The sequence below is a fragment of the Yoonia sp. JB2-21 genome (assembly GCF_055693545.1).
On record NZ_JBVFUC010000001.1, the window covers coordinates 1,283,389 to 1,303,677 of the forward strand.

At 55.7% G+C, this 20,289-nt stretch carries 11 protein-coding genes; 2 read left to right on the forward strand and 9 right to left on the reverse strand.

What is annotated here, in order from left to right; all coding sequences use genetic code 11:
- Window positions 1–2 precede the first annotated feature (2 nt).
- The 6 genes from ACZ1G5_RS06435 to ACZ1G5_RS06460 form a co-directional block, all read right to left on the reverse strand.
- Window positions 3–1,583, reverse strand: coding sequence for a ShlB/FhaC/HecB family hemolysin secretion/activation protein (locus ACZ1G5_RS06435; protein ID WP_472732060.1), 1,581 nt, complete (start codon window positions 1,581–1,583; stop codon window positions 3–5).
- A gap of 5 nt (window positions 1,584–1,588) precedes the next feature.
- Window positions 1,589–2,389: a tetratricopeptide repeat protein gene (locus tag ACZ1G5_RS06440; protein ID WP_472732061.1), complete on the reverse strand. Its 801-nt coding sequence runs from the start codon at window positions 2,387–2,389 to the stop codon at window positions 1,589–1,591.
- A 385-nt stretch (window positions 2,390–2,774) separates the two neighbouring features.
- Window positions 2,775–3,644, reverse strand: a complete 870-nt coding sequence (locus ACZ1G5_RS06445) for an SRPBCC family protein (protein WP_472732062.1) — start codon at window positions 3,642–3,644, stop codon at window positions 2,775–2,777.
- A gap of 135 nt (window positions 3,645–3,779) precedes the next feature.
- A complete protein-coding gene (locus ACZ1G5_RS06450; RefSeq protein WP_472732063.1) occupies window positions 3,780–4,592 on the reverse strand; it encodes an RNA polymerase sigma factor in 813 nt (270 codons plus the stop codon).
- A complete protein-coding gene (locus ACZ1G5_RS06455; RefSeq protein WP_472732064.1) occupies window positions 4,589–4,942 on the reverse strand; it encodes a YciI family protein in 354 nt (117 codons plus the stop codon). The genes ACZ1G5_RS06450 and ACZ1G5_RS06455 overlap by 4 nt, the downstream gene beginning before the upstream one ends.
- Window positions 4,943–4,970: 28 nt before the next feature.
- Window positions 4,971–5,483, reverse strand: coding sequence for an SRPBCC family protein (locus ACZ1G5_RS06460; RefSeq protein ID WP_472732065.1), 513 nt, complete (start codon window positions 5,481–5,483; stop codon window positions 4,971–4,973).
- A gap of 265 nt (window positions 5,484–5,748) precedes the next feature.
- Between ACZ1G5_RS06460 and ACZ1G5_RS06465 the strand changes: the two genes are divergently transcribed.
- Both ACZ1G5_RS06465 and ACZ1G5_RS06470 read left to right on the forward strand, forming a co-directional pair.
- A complete protein-coding gene (locus ACZ1G5_RS06465; protein WP_472732066.1) occupies window positions 5,749–6,147 on the forward strand; it encodes a VOC family protein in 399 nt (132 codons plus the stop codon).
- A gap of 5 nt (window positions 6,148–6,152) precedes the next feature.
- Window positions 6,153–7,733 (forward strand): sulfatase-like hydrolase/transferase, encoded by a 1,581-nt coding sequence (locus ACZ1G5_RS06470; RefSeq protein WP_472732067.1) that lies wholly within the window; start codon window positions 6,153–6,155, stop codon window positions 7,731–7,733.
- 127 nt (window positions 7,734–7,860) lie between these two features.
- Here ACZ1G5_RS06470 and ACZ1G5_RS06475 read toward each other — a convergent pair whose 3' ends face one another.
- Genes ACZ1G5_RS06475 through ACZ1G5_RS06485 form a run of 3 tightly spaced genes read right to left on the reverse strand, consistent with a single transcriptional unit; the run spans window position 7,861 to window position 20,155 of the window.
- Window positions 7,861–11,433 (reverse strand): hypothetical protein, encoded by a 3,573-nt coding sequence (locus ACZ1G5_RS06475; RefSeq protein WP_472732068.1) that lies wholly within the window; start codon window positions 11,431–11,433, stop codon window positions 7,861–7,863.
- Between the two features lie 12 nt (window positions 11,434–11,445).
- Entirely contained in the window at window positions 11,446–18,090 is a 6,645-nt protein-coding gene (locus tag ACZ1G5_RS06480; protein WP_472732069.1) for a DUF7507 domain-containing protein, read from the reverse strand.
- Window positions 18,062–20,155, reverse strand: a complete 2,094-nt coding sequence (locus ACZ1G5_RS06485) for a hypothetical protein (protein WP_472732070.1) — start codon at window positions 20,153–20,155, stop codon at window positions 18,062–18,064. Before ACZ1G5_RS06485 ends, ACZ1G5_RS06480 begins: the two co-directional genes overlap by 29 nt.
- Between the last annotated feature and the right edge of the window lie 134 nt (window positions 20,156–20,289).

The following is a 20,289-nucleotide window of genomic DNA, read 5'->3' on the forward strand; positions in this document are numbered from 1 at the left end:
CGTCAAAATCGGGCCGAGAGTGAAGCCACAAAAATACCATCCGGCGGGGTCGCATCATTGGGCATGCGCAACACCTCCTGATAGCCGATATCCATCGAAATTGTACCGCCTACTGTGCGAAACCCAACGGCAGATCCCACCAGCGGTCGCGCCCAATCGTCATCATCCGTCTGCACGCCACCAGCATCGAGGCCTGCATAAGCCTGAAGGCTGCCAAACCAGTCTGTCTTGCCCGTATTCATGGTCCATGCCACATCATTGCGCCAAACAGCGCCGGTGCTGCCCGCAAAAAGGCCCGCATCGGTGGCGTCAAAATCCAGTGTCTTGGCACCACGCACCGACGATAAACCACCCACGGTCAACTGATAGGCCCCGTAAAGATCATCATCACTATATTGACCGCGCAGCACCCCCGTATAGCTCAATTGCCCGCTCTCCAACTGCCATGGGCGAAAGAAGCTTAACTCAAAATCACCCAACTCAAACTGCGGGTTGGGTCCGACCAGCGGATCAGCGGCCTCTTCTGCACCAAAAATTTTCAGACCTTGTTCATAGCCAACCCGAGCCGTCAGACTACCCCCGAACAGGCTACGTTCATGTTCCAGATCTATGCGGGCACTTGACAGCGCCCGGCTCGATGCGTTGATTTTGATCCCTGCAATGCGGTTAACGTTGTCGCGGTATTCCACCGTCGTGGACAGCGTGGTTTTGCTGTCCTGATTGCGATGCATGACGCGGGCAAGGCCAATATCGGCGGTATTGCTCCAGCCATCGGTGCCAACGGCATCAATGTCGCCGAGCGTATCAGTCTCATAACTGGAATATCTGTAACTGCCCGTCAGCGTCCAACGGCCATAGGGAAAGCGCACCGAACCACCAATGTTCTCGGTTGCCGCACCACCGTTGTCGAAAGCAAACGGATACGTTTCGACACCGCGCGCGTAATTTAACGCCCAGCTTTCATTCAAACCCAGCAGATGATCCCAGGTCGCATCGAGTGTACTTTGAAATTCACCCCGACCCTCGGTGCCCTGATTGTTCGCGCCAATCCGCACCGTCCACGGCTTGGCCGCCGTCGCCGTCACCTCAAGCACTGACTGACCCTCTTCGTCGCCCGCGCTGATCTCCATTGTGGCACCATAGGCAGGCATGCCCCGGATGATCTCCAACCCCTGCTCGATCTCGCGCAGATTGGCGGACTTGCCGACAAGGTTGGGAAAAACGATAGCCTGCCAGACCGGGCGTTCTTCGCCGTTGAACCGCACTGCGGCCAACGCGCCCTCAACCACCGTGATATCCAGCGACCGATCTGCGATATTTTGCTCTGGCAGATAAGCGCGCGCCGTCACATAGCCGCGATCAACATAAAGGAAGGTGATCGCCTCCAGCGCGGCATTGATCCCTTCAATATCCAGACATTGCCCGCGATAGGGCGCTAGCGCACCGTCCACCGCCATGGCAGGTAGCAATGTGATCCCAGTAACGCCGATGTCGTCTATCGGGATACAGGTCACCTGCGCCTGCGCAGCAGTTGTCGTCAAAAGCAGTGCGCCGGCTTGCAGCGCTGACCGGGTATGTAACATCAGGCTCAGTTCTGATCCGTCTCAGAAAGGATGCGTGCCTCGGTCCACTCACGCGCCAACCGCTGACCTTCGGCCACCTGTTCGGCTGTTAGCTGGGCCTCGATCTCATCGCGCAAGACACCGGCATCGGTTAGACCACGCACCACGGCAAGATTGGCGTAGGAGTAAGCGGTCACCGGATCGGGTGACGCACCCACCATCAGCAGCTTGGCATATTCATACATACCACCGGCATTGCCCAGATCGGCGGATCGCTTCAGATAGGTCGCCGCCTGCGCAACATTCCCTTCATCCAGCGCCGTCTGACCCAACACGTTCATAGCCAGAATATTCCCCTGATCCGCAGCACTCTGCCAGTAGGTCAGGGCCCGCACATCATCCGCGTCCACCCCGCGACCGGCACGGTACGCCAAACCACAGTTCAACTGACCGTCCGCATCGCCGTCATCGGCAGCCGCGCAAAGCAGTCGCGTCCCTTCAACATAGTCGCGCAAAAGCACGCGCCCTTCGTGATACATCAATCCCAAACGCACCTGCGCTTTGGTTGAGCCGCCTTCGGCTGCGGCGGAATAAAGGTTAGCCGCCCGCATTTCATCCTGCTCTGTCCCAAGTCCGAGCTCAAAAAGGCGGCCTAGATAGAACGCGCCCTCTGCATCACCGGTTTCATAAGCAGCGGCAAATTCAGTCGCAGCCCCCGACACATCCCCCGCATTCAACAACTCGACGCCCGTCGCCACATCAGCTGAGACAGAAATCGTCCACAAAGAGGCAACAATGCACAAAGAAGAGGTGGGAAAATAACGCATGTCAGAGCCGATCGCTATAAGTGAAAGAGGTTATGGATAAAACAACCCAAGGACGAATCGTCAACCCAAAATTAACTAAGTCTTAACCTTCGAAAAGGTGCGATCAAAAGAGTGGGATGGCACCGCAACACATCCGTTGCGCAAAGAACGCCTCTAACAAGCCGGACGGTACGCGCGCATGGCACATTCAGCCAAAAGAGACACGTTTCAGTGGAAAGTTCAGACAGGCATTTCTTGATGATCCGCAAGGCCGCTTGGATTGTACGGGCAAAAACGTCTCGGCCAAAGGCACGCGAACATAGAGCATGTCGCTTTGAAAGACTGGAACAATTGAAGCAAATCGGCGGACCTGATGGCCCGCCGGTTTTTTGTGTTCGGGCGGTGACTATGCCAGCGCAGCCATGTTTTTGAGGCCAAGTTCGTAGGTTCGGCCAAGCATCCGATCCATGAAGAGGCCAAAGATGCGGAAGATCGGGTTGAAGCCCATGTCGGACGTCACCGTCCATGTCACACGGGCACCAGTATCATTTGCTTTGGCTTCAATTGTTTGAACGGGTTTGCCCATAGCACCCAGATCAATAAGATGCGTGACGCTCGTGGCGGTCATGTCGGTCACCGTCTGAGTGCCTTTGCCTTCTTTGCCCTCGAACCGGAAGCCGGAGCCCACGCCCGCAGCCGGGCCAAATGTTGTGATCTGTAGGTCGGGGTCGGTGGTGCAGTAGGGGTTGAACGTCTGGAAGCCTTCGGTGCTGGCCACCCGTGCGATCACATCTTCGGGCGTCATATGGACATCTGCTTGGCGGGTCACGACGACCTTGCGTGGCAGCAGCATTGCAATCAGGAAGATGGCGGCGATGATGGCAAGGATTGTGAAAAAGATGGTCATTGGCTGGTTCCTTTCAGTCTGTTGGTTCAAGAGGGTGTTTCTTTCCCTTCTGCACACATGACGAAGTCCAAAGCGCCCAATCGACACCTCAAGACATTTTTTTCGCAAATTCTTGATTTTTTCTTCCAACCACCGCTGCGACGGACCGTCAGTGCATAGCAAAATGGCTGCATTGTAGGCCTCGGCGGCCTCTGCCACGCGGCCCAACTTTGCAAAGCAATGCGCCCGCACGGCATGGAAAGGCTGGTATCTGTCAAGACCGTCAAAGTCGATCAACTCCAGCATCTTCAGTCCCTCAGCGGGACCTGCGTCTTCGGCAACAACGGCGGCCCGGCTCACCGCTCCGCCGATAGAGGGATAAGCCTTCATCAGCCCGTGATACAGCTGTGAAAGAGCGCGCCAATCGGTTCGGCCTGTCACGGATCGGGCGGCATGCACGGATTGGATTGCGGCCTCCAGCTGAAAGCGTCCGGGCAGGTCTGTCCGCGCCCGTTTGATCGAAGCCTAGGTCAACAGGCCGATTGACCGATCAATGAGCTGCGTATTCCAAAGACTGGTTTCTTGTTCGGGAACAGGCACCAGAACGCCCTCTTTGATGCGGGCATCACGTCGCGCTTCGATCAGACCGATGAGGGCGGTCAGACCCAAAGCCTCTGGGTTTTCAGGCGCCAGTTCCATCAGAACATTCGACAAAAAGAACGCTTCATGACTGATATCACCGTCGCCCTCCAGCCAATCGACGGCATAGGCTCCGTAGACGGCTTCAAGCACAGCACCCATTCTGTCTGGATAGGCCTCGGGCTGGGGCACAACAAAGGGAATGCCCGCCGATTTTATTTTCTTCTTGGCGCGCACAAGGCGCTGCGCCATCGCGGAAGACGAAACAAGAAACGCCTTGGCGATCTGTTCAGCGTCCAGACCTAAAACGGTCTGAAGCATAAGCGGGGTGCGGATGCCCACATCAATCGCAGGGTGCGCGCAGACAAACAGAAGCTTCAACCGCTCGTCCAGTTGGGTCTCTTGGGGTTCGATTGCTTGTGCGTCAGCCATGTCATTTACCTCGTCTGTAATGATCAAACGGGCATCACGGCGCGCCTGATCGATGCGTCTGTTCTTGGCCACGGTCAGAAGCCAAGCTTCTGGTTTGTCGGGAATGCCGCGTGCGGGCCAGGTTTTCAAAGCAGCGACAAACGCATCAGCCAGCGCGTCTTCTGCTGCGATAATGTCACCAGATCGGCTGGCCAACATCGCGATCAATTTGCCATAGGCGGCGCGGGCAACGTCTTCTGCCCGCGCCTTGACTTTGGTCGTGCTCACACGCTGCCCATAGCAGAAGCGCGGATTTCAACTTTGCCATAGTGAACGGCGGGACATTTCTCGGCCCATTTCAACGCTTCATCGAGGTTTTCAACCTCAATGGCGAAGAAGCCACCCAGCGTTTCCTTGGTCTCGGCAAAGGGGCCGTCCTGGACCTGCTTTTCGCCGCCAGCAAGCGTGATGGTCGTGGCGGTTTCGGCCGGGTGCAGCCAGTCTGTGTCAATGAAGACGCCAGCCTCTTGTAAAGCGCCAATATATTGACCGAAGATCTCTTTGGATTTTACCCAATCCTCTTCGGTCATATTGGCAGACATTGCAGGGTCAGAATAAAGCAGAAAAGTATAACGCATTGTTTTAGGTCCTTTGTAAGTGGTTAGATTAAGCCGCAGCGTCGGCGATATTGGCAAGGCCAAGTTCAAAATTCGAACCGATCATACCATCCATGAACAGCCCCATGACGCGAAAGGCAGGGTTCATGCCAAGGTCAATATCCATCGTCCATGTCACCTCGGTGGCGCCATCGATTGCGACCGCAGAGATCGCCTGTGTTGGTTCACCCAAGGGACCAAGATCGAGATCAAAGGTGACTGTGTCAGAAGTGACCGCGGCCACGGTCTGTTGACCGGCACCGTCCTTGCTTTCAAAAGAAAACCCCGATCCAACGCCCGAAGCCGGGCCAAACATCGCGACCTGGAGGTTTGGATCTAGGTTTTTGTAGGGATTGAAGGTTTGGTAACCCGTATTCGACGCTGCAAGTGCGATCACAGCCTCTGGGGCCACGTCAATCATAGCAGAGCGTTCAATGCTGACGTGGCGCGGCAAAGCCAATGTGCCAACAGCCAAAGCGGCAACCCCGCACGCCATGCAAAAAGTGATTTTCTTGATATTCATAACTTCGTCCTCTCGTTCATGTTTGAGAAGGGCCATCTGGCCTCTTCACTCACATGACGAACGAAACTCCTGCTGATCGACATCTGCGGGAAAAAAGGTCAAAAAAATCCCAAGCCAAGCTGATCACGCGATAAATCGTTGAACTAAAGATGCAGCAGCACGGCCCGCGAACATAATATCGCGCCCTTGCCAAACTCTCGGTTGGGGGGTGTTGCGGACTGTGGGTCCGTCTGCCACTTTGTGCACAAATGATAAGGATGTTCCGATGATGGGCACAAGCAAAGCACAAACGGGACGCCAGACGATCACACCATATTTCACCGTCCGCGATGCCGCCCGGTTGATTGACTTTCTAGTTGCGACTTTTGGGGCCACCTTAATCAAAGAGAACAAATATGACGACGGTCGCATGCAACATGCGCGCGTGCTGATCGGTAGCTCTTTGATCATGCTGAATGAAGGCACGGATGACTACACTCCGAATGTTTCGCAAATGCACTTGAAGGTAGAAGACGCAGACAGAACATATCAGTTGGCGCTGCACTTTGGTGCCACCAGTCTGATGGATCCAAACGATCGACCGCACGGAGAGCGAATGGCCGGTATTACTGACCCATGTGGTAACATCTGGTGGATCGCGTCACCGCTACAGAACGCAGCATAGAACCCATGGTAGATCGCCCAAATATTGTTGTCATTGTCGCCGACCATGTTGCCTTTGCCGGCCACTACCGACAGGACAGATATGACTATCGCTGGCCCGCCCTGGAACGTATCGCAGACCAAGGCGCATGGTTTGAGCGCGCCTATGCGATCACGCCTGTTTGTACGCCCTCACGGGCGAGTTTCCTTACAGGTAAACGCCCCGACAAGCATGGATTAAGGTGGAACTCTGAATATCCAATTCCTCACAATCGCAAGGAATTTCGGGATGATGAAGAACTATATTCGAAGCATTTGGCCGACGCAGGCTATGACAACTACTATTTCGGCAAGTGGCACTGCGGCGTCAATAAAACTGCCGAGGACTATGGACTAAAGGGCTGGAGCCTTCCTGAGTATGGCAATCTTTATGCTTGCGATGCGTACAAAAACTATCTCAGTGACATTGGTGAGAGCCAGCCCAAATGCTTGATCGAGCACCATTTGTTGCAGCCCGAACTGAACGGGACCGAGGTGCTGATGGATCCTGCCGAACCGTGGGACTATATGGATGGGGCGGGTGTCCTTTTGGGTTCCCCTGAGGTGAATGAACAGTTCTTTGTCGCGAACTTGGCGTGTGACCAGTTGCAAAAGTTGGCCGGCAGCACGCAACCCTTCTCCGTGGTCGTCAGCATGTGGGGACCGCACCACCCCTACTACCCAAGCCAAGCTTTTGCGGACCTGATCGACCCTTTGGACATCCCACCCTATCCGAGTTTTGATGAAGACCTCAGCGGTAAACCTTGGCGGTATCGCATACAACGGGACCTGCGCTGCCAACATCGCGCTTTTGAGCGCTGGCCAGACTGGAAGACCTGGCAAACCGTTCTGGCCCGGTGCTACGCCGCAGGGCTGCAAACGGATGCCGCAATTGGAAAGATCTCTGATCAGCTTGAAGCGCTGGGATTGTCGGAAAACACCCTGTTGGTGGTAACAGCGGATCATGGTGATGGGATTGCAGCGCATGGTGCGGGTTGGGACAAATATTCCACCTTCTCAGAGGAGGTTGGGCGCATCCCGCTGGTCGTCAAATACCCCGGCAAAATCAAACCCGGACAGCGTGTCTCTGCGCCCGTTAGCCTGCTGGATGTAACCGCGACTATGCTGGACGCCGCTGATGTGGGAGAACTTGCCCACCCGCTGCCCATTGACGGAGAGACCCTTGTGGGCATCGCTGACGGCACAAATTCACGGGATGCCTTGTTTTGCGATCATTTTGGACATTCCGGGGACATTAGTTTCCAGAAAATCCTTTATCTGGATGGTTGGAAATACGTCTCGGTTTGGGGCGACGACGATGAACTTTATTGCCTTGATGACGACCCTTTCGAAATGGACAATCGTCTGGATGATCCTGCAACCTTCAGCCGGCAAAGTGTCATGCGGGACATGATCATTGCTCACATCGCCGAACGACGCGGGCAAAGAAGCAAGTGGAAACCAGCCGCATTCTGGGAAGATGGCATTGTGTTTTCATCACCAGAATGGCCGCGCGAAGAGATCTTGCAACTCTACAAACTTCGGACGCAACAAGGACACCCTGTCTGATGACCTCATTGCGGCGAGTGGTACCGCGGGCCGGACTGCGACGGTGAACAGGCTGCTGTCGTCGTTGGGATGCGGCAAATCTGAAATGCAAAGCCGCGCCGGGGTCCGAACCCACAGAGAGCTGTCATCAAAACTTGGCTACCAAGTTCAAGAACACGCCCTGTGCATCATAGTTCAGATCGGTCATGTCGTCAGACACCCGACCCCATTCATAGCCAACCCCAATCTTGGCGTTGTTGCCAATGTGACGGTAAACCCCAAGCAGCGCGCCGGTTTCGACCACGTCAATTTCATGAGTCAAGGATCCGCGCAGTTCACCAAACACGTCCCACTTGTGCACAACATGCCAATCCATGCGGGCAATCGCCAGTGATGCCGTGTTTGTCGTAAAGTCCTCTGTGCCGCGCGCTGCAACGTCCGAACTGCGATAGCCATACTTGGCACCGAAGGTCAGCGCCGTGCTCAGGTCATAGGTTCCATCAATCGAGAACACGTTGCTACGTTGTGACGGCCCTTCGTCATCACCCGCCGCGTTAACTTGGTCTTCGCCAGGTAAGTCCCGCAGATGGGTATACTTCAGCAGCAGGTTGAACCGCTCGTTGTCAACGGGACGGTACGCATAGCCCAAAGATGCTTCGAGATATTCGCCATCGCGGAATGCCGCTTCGTCGCTTTTGGAATAGAGCGCATCAAGATCCATCAGCAGACGCCAGTTGTCGTTGACGCGGTGTTCGTATCCCGCAATCAGCGCCCACGTTTCGCGGTCCTGCGCGACGCCGTCCCCGTCTTCTGTGCGGTACTCCAACCGAACACGCCCTGCGTTTAGGTCTTGGTTGGTATAGGCCGCCCCAAGCGACAGTGCAAAGCGGTCAAAGTCGCCCGCATTCTGGTCGCGCACACGCCCGTTTTCGATCCCGCCAGAGACTGTCCAAGCGGATGTCGGTGTATAGGTCACACCAAAGGCGCGCGTCAGCGATTGCTTTTGGCCAAACAGATCCAGGTTGCTTTCTGTGTACATGCGCGTTTGATCCGACAGGCGATAGTTCCCGCCCAGAACGAAGGTCCCATCATCGCGCCCGACCAAATCACTGCCAGCACCAGAGCGCGTTGGATCAAGCGTGTATCCAAGATAGGTCACATTATCAGGCGTTACCGCATAAGTTAGACGCAGACCGGCACCAACGCCTCCTGCCCCGTCAGAGATTTCACCCGAGGCCGTGATTTTTTCGCTCAGTCGTGCTTCACCGCCGACCCCTAGCCTGCTGTTGTCATCCAATCCGCCAGAGCGGCTGAGTGTGCCTTGCCCATAAACATAGGCTGCCAGATCATCGTCGGGTGCATAGTCAAGCCGCAGCGCAACGTCGGTGCGTTCACCGGTTTTGTTCGGATCGCCCGCAGTCACCTGATCAACAAATGCCAAAGCGGCGGTCACCGCCCAGACATCAGTGAGATCGTACGTCCCGCGCAGTTCCGCTGTATTCTTGCGATCACCGCCATCTTTTTCAAATATTTCGGCAGCAAGTCCCAGGATGAGCCGATCCCCGACGCCAAATTCGCTATCAACGCCGATCAACACCTGATCTTCGGTGATGTCTTCGGACAGCGTGCTAAAGCCGTTTTCTTTGGTCTCATAGTACAGATCTACAAAGCCGGGACGGTTCGCCCCGAAATCCGTCAGATCAATATGCGCGTCGAGACGCGCCGCGCTGGCGCGTGCGCCATCAATGCCACCGTCCGCGTCAATTGTCAGACCACCATCTGTGGAATTGGACCGGCCAAAGCCCTGCCCTTCGGTCTGTGCCAGCTCCGCACTGATGAAACTGTTCGCCCTGACGTTCGCCAGCAAATCAACACTGGCCATTGTTTGGTCCGCAACACCGGTCGTTTCGCGCATCACCGTCGCACCAAGGCGGGCATTATTGCCGATCCACCCCTCGGCACGGCCGCCGATGGCCGCCCCATCAAGGCTCGCGCCGTTTGGTGTATATTCATACTGCGCGACCAAATCGACGTCATATTCGCCAGAACCGCTGGTGATCTGCGAACTGCCTGCGGCGGTCGACGACAAAGGCTGGGCAAGGATGACGACACCTTGAATATAGTCAACTTCGTAGTCGATACCTTCCTGAAGGGTCACGGTATCGATGATCCGGCCCGTGTCCGGGTCAGTGATGCGCACACTCATTGCGGCAGTACCGCCTTCAATATCCTGACGCTGCAAGAAATAGACCGACCCACCCGTACCGCGCAGAATATCGCGCTGCGCGATCGTGTCAGGCTGGGCTGCGTATCCCACCACGCTGGCCTTTGCATCGCCGTTCGTTGTCACAGACCGCGTGCGTGCCGCAGCCTCCAATCCGTAGAGCGAACGGGTATTGGACAAGAACTGATGACTGGTCACGCCTGCCTTAAAGTCACCCCATGTGACGCGGCTGACGTCATTTTCCACACGGAGATAGAACCGCCCCTGGCTGGGTGTGTCATCAAATGATGTGCTGTCATCACCGTAGGTTGGGTAAAGGTCCTCGGTATCCAAACGCCGCAGAAAGCTGCGTGGGTCGCGTTCGCCCAGACGTTCAAAAGCCTGATCCAGCGGACCGTCACCAGTATCAACAGACGAGGTAATCGTGAAACCGCCCGCTGTCCGCCCTTTGGCGTAGTAGGCAAGACGGCCATTAAGATATGTGTCTTCGTAGTCCGGTGAGGTCTCATACAAATCATCCTGTAGGCGTACGCCATATGTTAAGTCGGCGATGGCTACGTAGAACCACTCCTGTCGGGGGACCTCGACATCACGAATGATCTGGCGCCCGCCGGCGTTTACCGTGATGATCTGATCGCCTGGCGGCACGATACGTGTCACCACAAAGCGGCCCGAAGCATCAACCGGAACTGTTTCGCCCATAACGGTGACAAATCCCCCCGGTGCACCGCCGTCGCCGGTCGCTGTGACCATGCCGCCCGAGATGGGGATATTGCGCAAGCGCGCATTATCTTCGCCTTCCCCTGCGGCCGTCAGCGCGGCACCAACACTGTCGTGGGTTTCAAATGCGTCCGTCGTGCGAGCCAGCGCCAGAGGTTGCGTTTCGTCAAAGCGGCCCTGCGCATCGTAGACCCGCAAAACATAGGCAAATTCACCACTGCCAACCTGCGGCATTACCCATCCAGCCGTGCCGTTTGGTACGGTTGGTACGGTTGGTACGGTTGCAATGACCGGATTGCCACGGGCAGATTGATCAATGATGCGGATCTCTGATCGGGTAATCCAAGCCGGATAGTTGGCAGAACTGCGAAAACTGACTGCTTCGCCCGCACGATAGCTGCCGCGTAGGTCTGCCGTCGCCACATTCAGGATTGGGCGTATATTCAACCCATCATAGCGCACATCGACATCGACGTTGTTGGCAAAAACATCTGCCCCACGCTGCGGGTCACGCGGCGCGGGCGCACCTGCGATGGTCTGATCCTCAATCGAGATTGAAAAACCGGTGTCGGCGAAACTCCCACCAGGTGCCGTTTGTACCCGTTCAGTGTTACGGCCCAGCGGCATTTCAACGACGACTTCGGCATTGTTGCGTTCACAATCTGCCGGGATCGGCACTATGATTGCATCACAGTTTTGCGCGAAGACAGGGCTGGCAAGTGTGACAAGCGCTGTAGTCTGCAAAAGCAGGCGGGCGGGGGATACCAGATATTTCATCACACTCTCCAATTACTGACCGGGCCGAACGATGGCTTGTTCGGTCGTCAGTTTCACGCGCCCAACATCGGACCACTCATTGTCGATATATCGCTGCACCAAATCCATCATGCGGCGGGCCTGCGCGACCTCAGCGCGGTCAGCTGCCGCAGACACATGGAAGGATAATCGCAGGTGTGACGGCGTGTCCGCGATCTGCGGCAACAAGGTTCGAATGCCCTGGGCCAACCCTGCCGACAAAGCCAGGCCACCGTCCGCACGCACAAAGCCGTTGGCATTCAGATCAACGCGCACCAAACGGCTGATTGAAACACCAAAGTTCATCTCGATCATCTTGCCGGGTGTCAGGCGCATGACACGAGGGTTTTCCGTCGTCAGACGATACCCGGACGGCAGCGACGCTGTGTCGAGCTTGAGGATGTAGTTGGTCCCGCCGTCCGCAGGCAGTGCCGCGCAGGGCACGCTGAAGCGTCCAAACTCATCCGTTGTAATGATGGTGCCATCTACTGTTGCCAGACGCACCCCGGGGACACCGGGTTCATCTGTTGGCGCTTCGGCGAGATCGGCACCAATCTTGCTGCCGTCGTAGCTTTGGTCGCTGACAACCGTGGCTGGGTCGAATGGCGCATCCTGATAGCCGTTGCCATTATGGTCATGGAACACTTTACCGATGACTTCGCCACAATCAAAAATCGGCTCTGGCTGGAGACGTACAGCTGCCGTGGCTGCGGCCGTCAGTGCGTCGCCGGTCGCAGCGTCAACGATATTGACGACGTTCACCAGATCACCGGTATTTGACCCGCTAAGCACTGTGGCCGACAAGGTCGCGGTAACAGTCGTCAATGGTGGTATGACCACATCTTCCCAACGCACAACCGCACCGGTCACACTGACATCAGCCGGGCTGCCTTCGTAGGTCGCACTATCGACAACGTAGAGCATCCCTGCGGGCAGCGTATCAACGATATCCACAGGACCAACATTGAACACACTGTCGTTGGTAACCGTGATTGTGTAGGGCACCGTCTGACCACGCACGACGACATCCGCCGTTGTCGTCTTGGACAATGTCAGGTCAGGGTTGTTGCCCAAAGATGGCTCAAGGCGTAGTTCGGTCGGGTCATCTGTGTTGTTGCCGTCATCATCGTTCCCGTCGTCTGACCGATCCTCAATCGACCCCGGAACATTTGGAATGCCAACCGGGAAATCCGGAACAGCAGTAGCCAGCACCGTATTCGAAACGCCACCGCGCGTGACGGCATCAACGTCAAGAATGAATGTGGCTTCATAGGTGGCTGTTTCGCCCATCACCAGGTTGCCTTCGGCTGAACCTTGGTTAGCAGAGACAAAGTCCGGACCGCTGGTCAGCGTCAATGGTTCGCCGTCAATCGCGGTGAAATCATCGTCCAACGCCAAAACGCCCACAGACACGTTGCCTGTGTTTTCAACGGTGATCGTGTAGCGCACAGTGTCACCGACACCTTCAATTCCGTCGCCGTTGTCGATGACTTCCTGGGTCTTGGTTGTCTCAATTGAGGGGCGTGCAAGTTGCACAACCGTTTCTGTCGTTGTGTCGCAGATCGACGGGAATTCGATGCTGCAGATCTCATATGTGACCGTGTAGATCCCCGCAGGGTTCCCTGGTGCCAGCGTGATGAGGCCTGTGGCCGGGTCCAACGTCAATTCTGGGTCGCTTTCCAAGACGGTGATGTCCACTGTATCCAGCGTTGCAGGGTCACCGCGGAAAAGGTCATTTCCGAGAACCGATGTTGTTACGCCACCATCAGTGGCAAACGGCGGATAATCTTCGGGGTTCGCCTCGACGTTGGCGACGTTGGCCGTTTCACTATCGCTGTCTTCAACGGTGGATGGCGTACCTGACACCTGGTCAAAATACCCGCCCGTCACGGTCGCATTGTTAACGACAGTTCCGCGCTCGATATCATCGGCATCAATTTCATATTCGGCGGTGTAAGTGTCGGTATCGATACCCATTGGCAGCAACTCGGGGATCGGATCGCCCGTCAGGGCAACACCTGCGAGCGCATCTGTCACCGTCACATCGGTTAACGTGACATTGCCTGTGTTGGTTATGACAAAGGAATAGACGACGCTTTCACCGGGAACAGAACCGTCCTCGAACGCGCTGACGTCGGCGATTTTGTCCAGCGTGATAGCCGGGTTTTGCACCAAAGGTACGATTGTCGGATCATCATCTGTATTGGTGGTGCCGGATAGGTCATCCACGTCTGGACCAGAACCAGCAGGCGGTGTGCCCGTCACGGTCGCTTGGTTGAGGACCTGACCAGCGTTGATGTCCTCCTGCATTACCTCATAGCGTGCCGTGAATGTGTCAGTGTCCACGGCCATGGACTCCAAACTGACAATCGGGTCGCCCATAATTTCGATACCGGGCAAAAGGTCTTCCAAACGGACGTTCGTCAGGGTCGTGTTCCCGGTATTTGTAATCGTGAACGCGTAGGTGATGACATCACCAACTTGTGCGGGATCACTGACCAGGCTGTCATCGGCCACTTTGACCACAGCAATCGATGGCTGACGATCAAGTGGCAGGATCAGCGGATTGTCATCCGCGACTGTATCGCCCGACAGGTCTGTGGGTGTGTTGCCGTCGCCATCAGTACCTTCAACACGGGCCTGATTTTCAACCTGGCCGACATCAAGATCCGTATCTTTGAGAACATAGGTCGCCGCATAAGTTGTGTTGTCGGTGACCCCGGGTTCGAGCACCGGAATGGGCGCCCCGGTCAGCACGATATCCTCCAGAGGGTCGGTCAGCGTCACATCGTTCAGACGGACATTGCCCGTGTTCTGGATCGCAAAGTTATACGTCACCGTCTCGCCCACCTGTGGCGGTGAGGACAGCTGGGACGTATCAATCGTTTTGATCACCGCAATGCCGGGCACTTTATCCAACGGCGTCTCTAGGACGTCATCGTCTTCGTTTGTGTCGCCGCTCAGGTCAGATATCTGATCATTGCTGGGGTCATTTGCGGTAACTGACCCTTGGTTTCGGACCAATCCGTCTTCGATGTCTTGCTGAAGAAGATTATAGGTTGCCGTGAAGGTGGTAGAGTCAGATGTTTCAGGGTCCAGCGTCAAAATCGGTCCGCCCGACATGGTCACACCGGGGAAATTATCGGCCACGACGATGTTTGACAGGATTTGGTTGCCGGTGTTGGTCACTTCAAAGCGGAAGATCACAAGATCCCCCTCTACAGGCGGCACGGACAGGTTGGTGACATCGACACGCTTGATCAAAGCAATTGACGATACTTGATCCAAAGGCGTGATCAGGGGTGCGTCGGTATCGTTGTCCGCTCCGCTATCGTCCGTCACATCAGGACCCAAGGGCGGTGTGCCAGAAACAGTAGCAAGGTTTTCAACTTCACCAAGATTCAAGTCATCCTGTGTCAGCGCGTAGGTTGCGGTAAATGTCGTGCTGTCCACCTCGCCTGCGTCCAACGAGATCGGACCGCCTGACAGAACGATGCCGGGCAAACGATCCGTGATCATGATATCGGTAAGCGTCACGTTCCCGGTGTTCGTCACCGTGAACTGATAGTCGAGGAAGTCACCCTCTTGCGGTGGTGTCCCCAAGCGGTCGGTTGTGACTGTCTTGATCAGGGCGATAGATGGGTCTTGTGCCAATGGCACAACAACGGGGGCGTCTGCGTCGAAGGTTGGACCCGACAAATCGGTGGTCGGGTTGCTACCGGGGTCTGTCCCGGTGGCAGTTGCCTGATTGCGCACTTCGCCCGCATTAATGTCGTCGGCATCAACTTCATAGGTGGCGGAATAGGCGTTCAGGACCACTTCACCCGGTGCCATTTCCGCAATCGGTGCGCCGACAAGGACAATGCCCGGCAATGGATCAGTGACAGTAACATCGCTCAATGTCACATTACCGCTGTTGCGCAGCGAAAACGTATAGGCAATCTGGTCCCCGACAAGCGTGGGGTCCTGGATGGTGTCGCTGACGACTTCCTTGATAATCTCGACACCGGGGACTTGAGCAATCGGCGTTACAATTGGGCCGTCATCCCCGTCCGCATTGCTTGTGCCAGACAGATCATCCACCTCGGTGTCATAGACGTCCTGACCAGTGGCAGTCGCTGTGTTTTCGACCAGGCCATTGTCGATGTCATCTTGTGTGATCAGATAGGTCGCGGTGCGTGTGACACTGGTGTTGAACGGCAGATCACCGATCATCGGATCCACCAACATAATCCCCTCCAGCGGATCAGTGATGACCACATCAAACAAATCCATATTGCCGGTGTTGGTGACCGTGAATGTGTAGGTAATCACATCATCTTCTGCAGGCGGGCTTGAGAAAGCAGTGGTATCGGCCTCTTTGATAATCGCGATGCCTGGGTTGAACACTGGGCCAACAAGCGTTGGATCATCTTCACCATCATCATTCCCGACACCATTGCCGTTGGCATCCGCATTGCCGCCTGCGTCAGAAATGTCCGCCAACAGCGGATTGGTCGCTGAGGTTTGACCCGACAGCACACCTTCGCCGGTCACGGTGGCTGAGTTTGCATACCGGTCGTCGCCAGCAATGATCGGCGGCAGCGGGTTTGTTGGCTGCACGCGCAAAGTTACGTCGATCCGGCAAATCTGGTTTGGGGTCAACGTAAAGCCCGAACCAAGTGTTGTATCAGCAGCGCCGGTAAAGGCCGTATTGGCGGCCCCCGGGCCACAGTTTGATGTGGGCGAGGTTAGGATCGTGTATTCACCAGCGTTCAGCACACCGCTCGTGTATGTTCCGAAAGCGGGTGCTCCGCCCTCCAGAATATCTGTGACAACAATATTTTCGAGCGCTTCAAGGCTGAAGTTTTCGATCCGCATGCGGAATTGCTGATCAAATGATCCGTCGGGGTTCACAACCGTCGGGCCGCGCGCCTCTTTGGCAATGCCAATCCGGGCGATTGGCACAACCGTAAAGTCATAGCCGGTCAGGTTTTCATCGTCGCCAATGCTTACCTCTGAAATCAGGACATCAGAGGTGCTGACACCGTTGCCGCCCTCTGGGTAGCTGCCGCCATCGTCTTGAAAAGCTTCTGCAACCGTGCCGCGGCTGACCGTGTAGATGCCTTCCGGCAAAAGCCCAAAGGAATAGTTGCCGTCGGCGTCCGTCGTGGTTGTCAGGGTGATGATCGCACCGTCGGGCGTTTCGCCAATCAATGTAATCGTGACACCCGCAACCCCGGTATCAGTTGTCTCGGCAACACCATCATCGTTGAAATCGCGGTAGAGTGTACCAGTAATGGATGATGCATTGATGACGACATCGCCGCTGCCGGTGTTGTTGGTGCTATCGGCGTCCAGCGACGTTGTAGCGATAGAGGCCGTGTTCGTGAATGTTTGGGGATCAGACGTCACCGTAACCACCCGAACAGGGACGGTAATATCCACGATACCGGGCTGAACAGTACCGCCAGAAAAGTCCTGATCAAAAGTCCCTAGATCACAGGCAAAGCTGTTTTCACCCGCAACCCCACTACAGGTCGAGAGCGTGACAGACCCCTGAACAAGCGCAACAGTCGGTGTCCCCGTCAGCTCCATTCCGGCGGGCAGTGTGTCAGACACGACAACTTCGTCAGCTTCAACAAGACCGGGACCGACATTGACAGCCGCACGAATAGTGAAATTGAAGGGGTCGCGCAAAGATATGGTGCCGGGATCTGCAACCTTGCTTGTGATTTCCACGTCAGAGCGGGTGCGCACCGTGGTTCTTTCTTCGACCGTGTTGTTGCTCAGGTTGGCGTCATAGCCCGCCAGCGTTTCGCTGGATGAAACAGACGCAATGTTGGTTGCTGTTCCTTTTTCCTGACCTTCAGCTGTCACTTGCAGCACAATGATCTCACCCGCTGGCAGATAAGGGTACGTGCACGTCAATGTACCGCCTATTTGACCACCGGCTGGGATCGCGGGTGTACATAGTTCAGTGCCGGGGTCTCCATCCCCATCTTCGACAGAAAGGATCGTCAGGTTGCCAGGGGGCAAGATATCTTCAACAACGATATTTTGCGTCGCAGATGGACCAAGATTGCGAACAGTGACCGAATAAACTGTCTCTTCATTATAGGCGACGGGGTCGACGGACTCTGTTTTCTGGATCAGCAGATCAAGCGATGCAGGCCCAATGGTAACATCAACTGCGGCAGTTTCGTCGCCAACGCCCACTTCGATGGTATCAGTCGCAACAGAGGCATTGTTGGTAACAGTCGCATCAATCAATTCGAAATTGGGGCGAACCGAAACGGTGACCGTTTGCTGAGTCCCGTTTGGAACATCACCAATTTGACATTCAATAAGATTGTTGGTCGGGCTTGTGACCGAATTCGCGGCGGGCTGGGTACCACATGACCCCGCTGATGCAACAGCGGACAGGAATGTCATATCTGACGGCAGAACGTCAGTGACGACCATGGCTTGGGCGGTGCTCAACCCGTCATCTTTGTTGATCGCCGTAATCACATAGGTCAGCAACTGGCCAGCTTCGGCCTCTGTTGCACTAACGGCTTTTTCGACGGTGATGTCGGCGCGACCTTCAACATTGTACGGCGCGGTCGCCTGGTTGTTGTTGCGGTTAATATCAGGGGTCCCAAAAGAAACTGCCGTCACTGTATTTGTACGCCCCCTCTTCACCACCAGGGCGCACGTCAACAGTGATGACCGGGCAGTCAACGCCTGGGGAACACACGGCAAGGCTGGCGATGTTACAGCTCAGTTCACGACCAGTGTCGCCGATGGGGGCGGTGGTACAGTTTGCATCCGCCGCCGAGATATTGGCAAAGGAAATGGCGTCAAAGCCCGGGTTTGCACCAGTATCATCAGAATTGATCAGGCTTAGGATCGAGTCGCGCACACGCACATCGGTTGCAGTGTCAGGGCCCAGGTTGATGACCTCGATGTCAAACGTCTGGAGATCGCCCGCCGGTAGACTGGAAAGGTTTGCAGATTTGGCGACAGTGATATCGGCCGAGTCGGTGGGAATTTCGCCGGTACCACCATATGAAATCGTATCGTTTGGCCCAAATTCATCCGGCAGGTTTGCGCCTGCACCGGTCTCTACAATCGCTGTATTCGTGAACGCGCCGGGGGCTGTCACTTCAACGGTGACAACGGCCGCAGGCGTGGTTTCATCGGGGCCAAGCGCATCTGCACCGCTGAAATCACGGGTACAGACCAATTCAGTTGCCCCATCGCCGACCAACGGGACAGGTGCACAGGTCCAGCCTGCAACAGATGTCACAGTCAAACCAGCAGGCACCACGTCGCGCAGGACAATTTCGCCAGTGTAATCGGTGTTGCCTTCGTTTGTGGCGGTCAGGTCAAAGTCATACTCTTGCCCGACGACAAACAATGCAGGCTGAATGCCCGTCTTACCAACTGCAAGGTCGATAAATGGCTCTTCGATCACCACACCGCCGTCACCGTCAGTGTCGTTGAATACATTGGGATCCGGCACATCGGGCGATGTGATCGTGGCAAAGTTTTCAGCAAGGCCCTCGCTTTCGATCAAGACCTCAATGACGATATCGCCCAAGGGCTGCATGTTGCCGGGTGACGCGCCGCTTGCTTTGTTACATGTCACTTCGCCGGTGCCTGCATCAAAGGCGCATGTCCAGTCGCTGCCCGCCGCCGGCGTCACCGATTGGATGACATAGTTTGACGGGACCGTGTCAGTAATTGTCAGGTTGGTGGGAACTTCGCCAGTGTAGCTGGGTGACAGTGTAAATGTCGTTGTATCATTGACCAAAAGTGGGCTTTCGCCGGCAACGGATTTTTCAATGCCGACGTCGCTCCCTGATGTGATAGTGATTTCAGGGGTGATGCTGTTGTTGGCAATATCCGGATCGCCGGAGGTGCCGCCCCCGATCTCTGCAAGACCGGTGACCGTTGATCCGCCACCCGTGATAACCTGTGCCGTGAAGGCCAGATCGACACTGGTACCAACCGCAACTGGACCGGGGATCAGGCAGGTGTAGGTTTCGTCGCTTAGCGTACATCCGGCCGGTGCAACGAAATTGTCGAGGCCCTCTGGCTGCGTGAACGTGAACTCTAGGTCAGAAACGTCATTTGGACCGTTGTTGGTGGCCGTGAACACATAGTCGATCACTTCACCAGACGCAGCCGTCGGGGGCGCAGCCACGGTCAAGACAACGTCTGCGCCCGCTGTCAGCGTCAGGACCCTGGTTTGAGTGTTGTTATCCGTGTTAACATCTTCTTCGCCATCTGCGTTTGTCGTCGGGATGGAGACAGCCAGCGACGTGCTACCAGCCTGCGTGGTCAGGATGTCAAAGGACAAATCCGCAGATTCGCTTGATGCCAGCGCGGGTACATCACAAGTGACAGTCGCCCCTGCCGCTGCGGGCAAGGGCGTACAATTTGTGATTGTTCCGCTAAAGGATTCAAACGACGTACCTGCGGGCACAACAATGTCGATGGTGTTGGCAAGAGCCGGATCAAAGCCGTTGTTGGTGACAGTGATCGGAACCTCAAGCAAACCACCGGCCGGTGCCGGCGTGACACTGCCATCGACATTTACCAGCCAGTCAATGTTTTGGGCGGTCGCAGCGGTCGCAAAGACAAGGAAGAGGAACTGTACAAGAATGACTGTGGTATACTTCCAGATGGCCCCCAGTTTTTGTGAACATCTGCTAGCGACTGAACCAATCTCATTCATATTGTAACCGTCCGCTCCAAACCGATTTCCTTATAGATATCCACAAGGTTGAAAATATCGATGCCGTTGCAACCGAGCTAAATTGTGGCACCCGGATCAGCATCCCGCATGCAAAATGACTAGTATGGTATTCA

What these genes read in the sequence shown, in the direction of transcription:
- ACZ1G5_RS06435 (WP_472732060.1), bottom strand. Translation starts at nt 1,583, where the DNA reads ATGTTACATACCCGGTCAGCGCTGCAAGCCGGCGCACTGCTTTTGACG.
- ACZ1G5_RS06440 (WP_472732061.1), bottom strand. Translation starts at nt 2,389, where the DNA reads ATGCGTTATTTTCCCACCTCTTCTTTGTGCATTGTTGCCTCTTTGTGG.
- ACZ1G5_RS06445 (WP_472732062.1), bottom strand. Translation starts at nt 3,644, where the DNA reads ATGAAGGCTTATCCCTCTATCGGCGGAGCGGTGAGCCGGGCCGCCGTT.
- ACZ1G5_RS06455 (WP_472732064.1), bottom strand. Translation starts at nt 4,942, where the DNA reads ATGCGTTATACTTTTCTGCTTTATTCTGACCCTGCAATGTCTGCCAAT.
- ACZ1G5_RS06460 (WP_472732065.1), bottom strand. Translation starts at nt 5,483, where the DNA reads ATGAATATCAAGAAAATCACTTTTTGCATGGCGTGCGGGGTTGCCGCT.
- ACZ1G5_RS06465 (WP_472732066.1), top strand. Translation starts at nt 5,749, where the DNA reads ATGATGGGCACAAGCAAAGCACAAACGGGACGCCAGACGATCACACCA.
- ACZ1G5_RS06470 (WP_472732067.1), top strand. Translation starts at nt 6,153, where the DNA reads ATGGTAGATCGCCCAAATATTGTTGTCATTGTCGCCGACCATGTTGCC.
- ACZ1G5_RS06475 (WP_472732068.1), bottom strand. Translation starts at nt 11,433, where the DNA reads ATGAAATATCTGGTATCCCCCGCCCGCCTGCTTTTGCAGACTACAGCG.
- ACZ1G5_RS06485 (WP_472732070.1), bottom strand. Translation starts at nt 20,155, where the DNA reads ATGAATGAGATTGGTTCAGTCGCTAGCAGATGTTCACAAAAACTGGGG.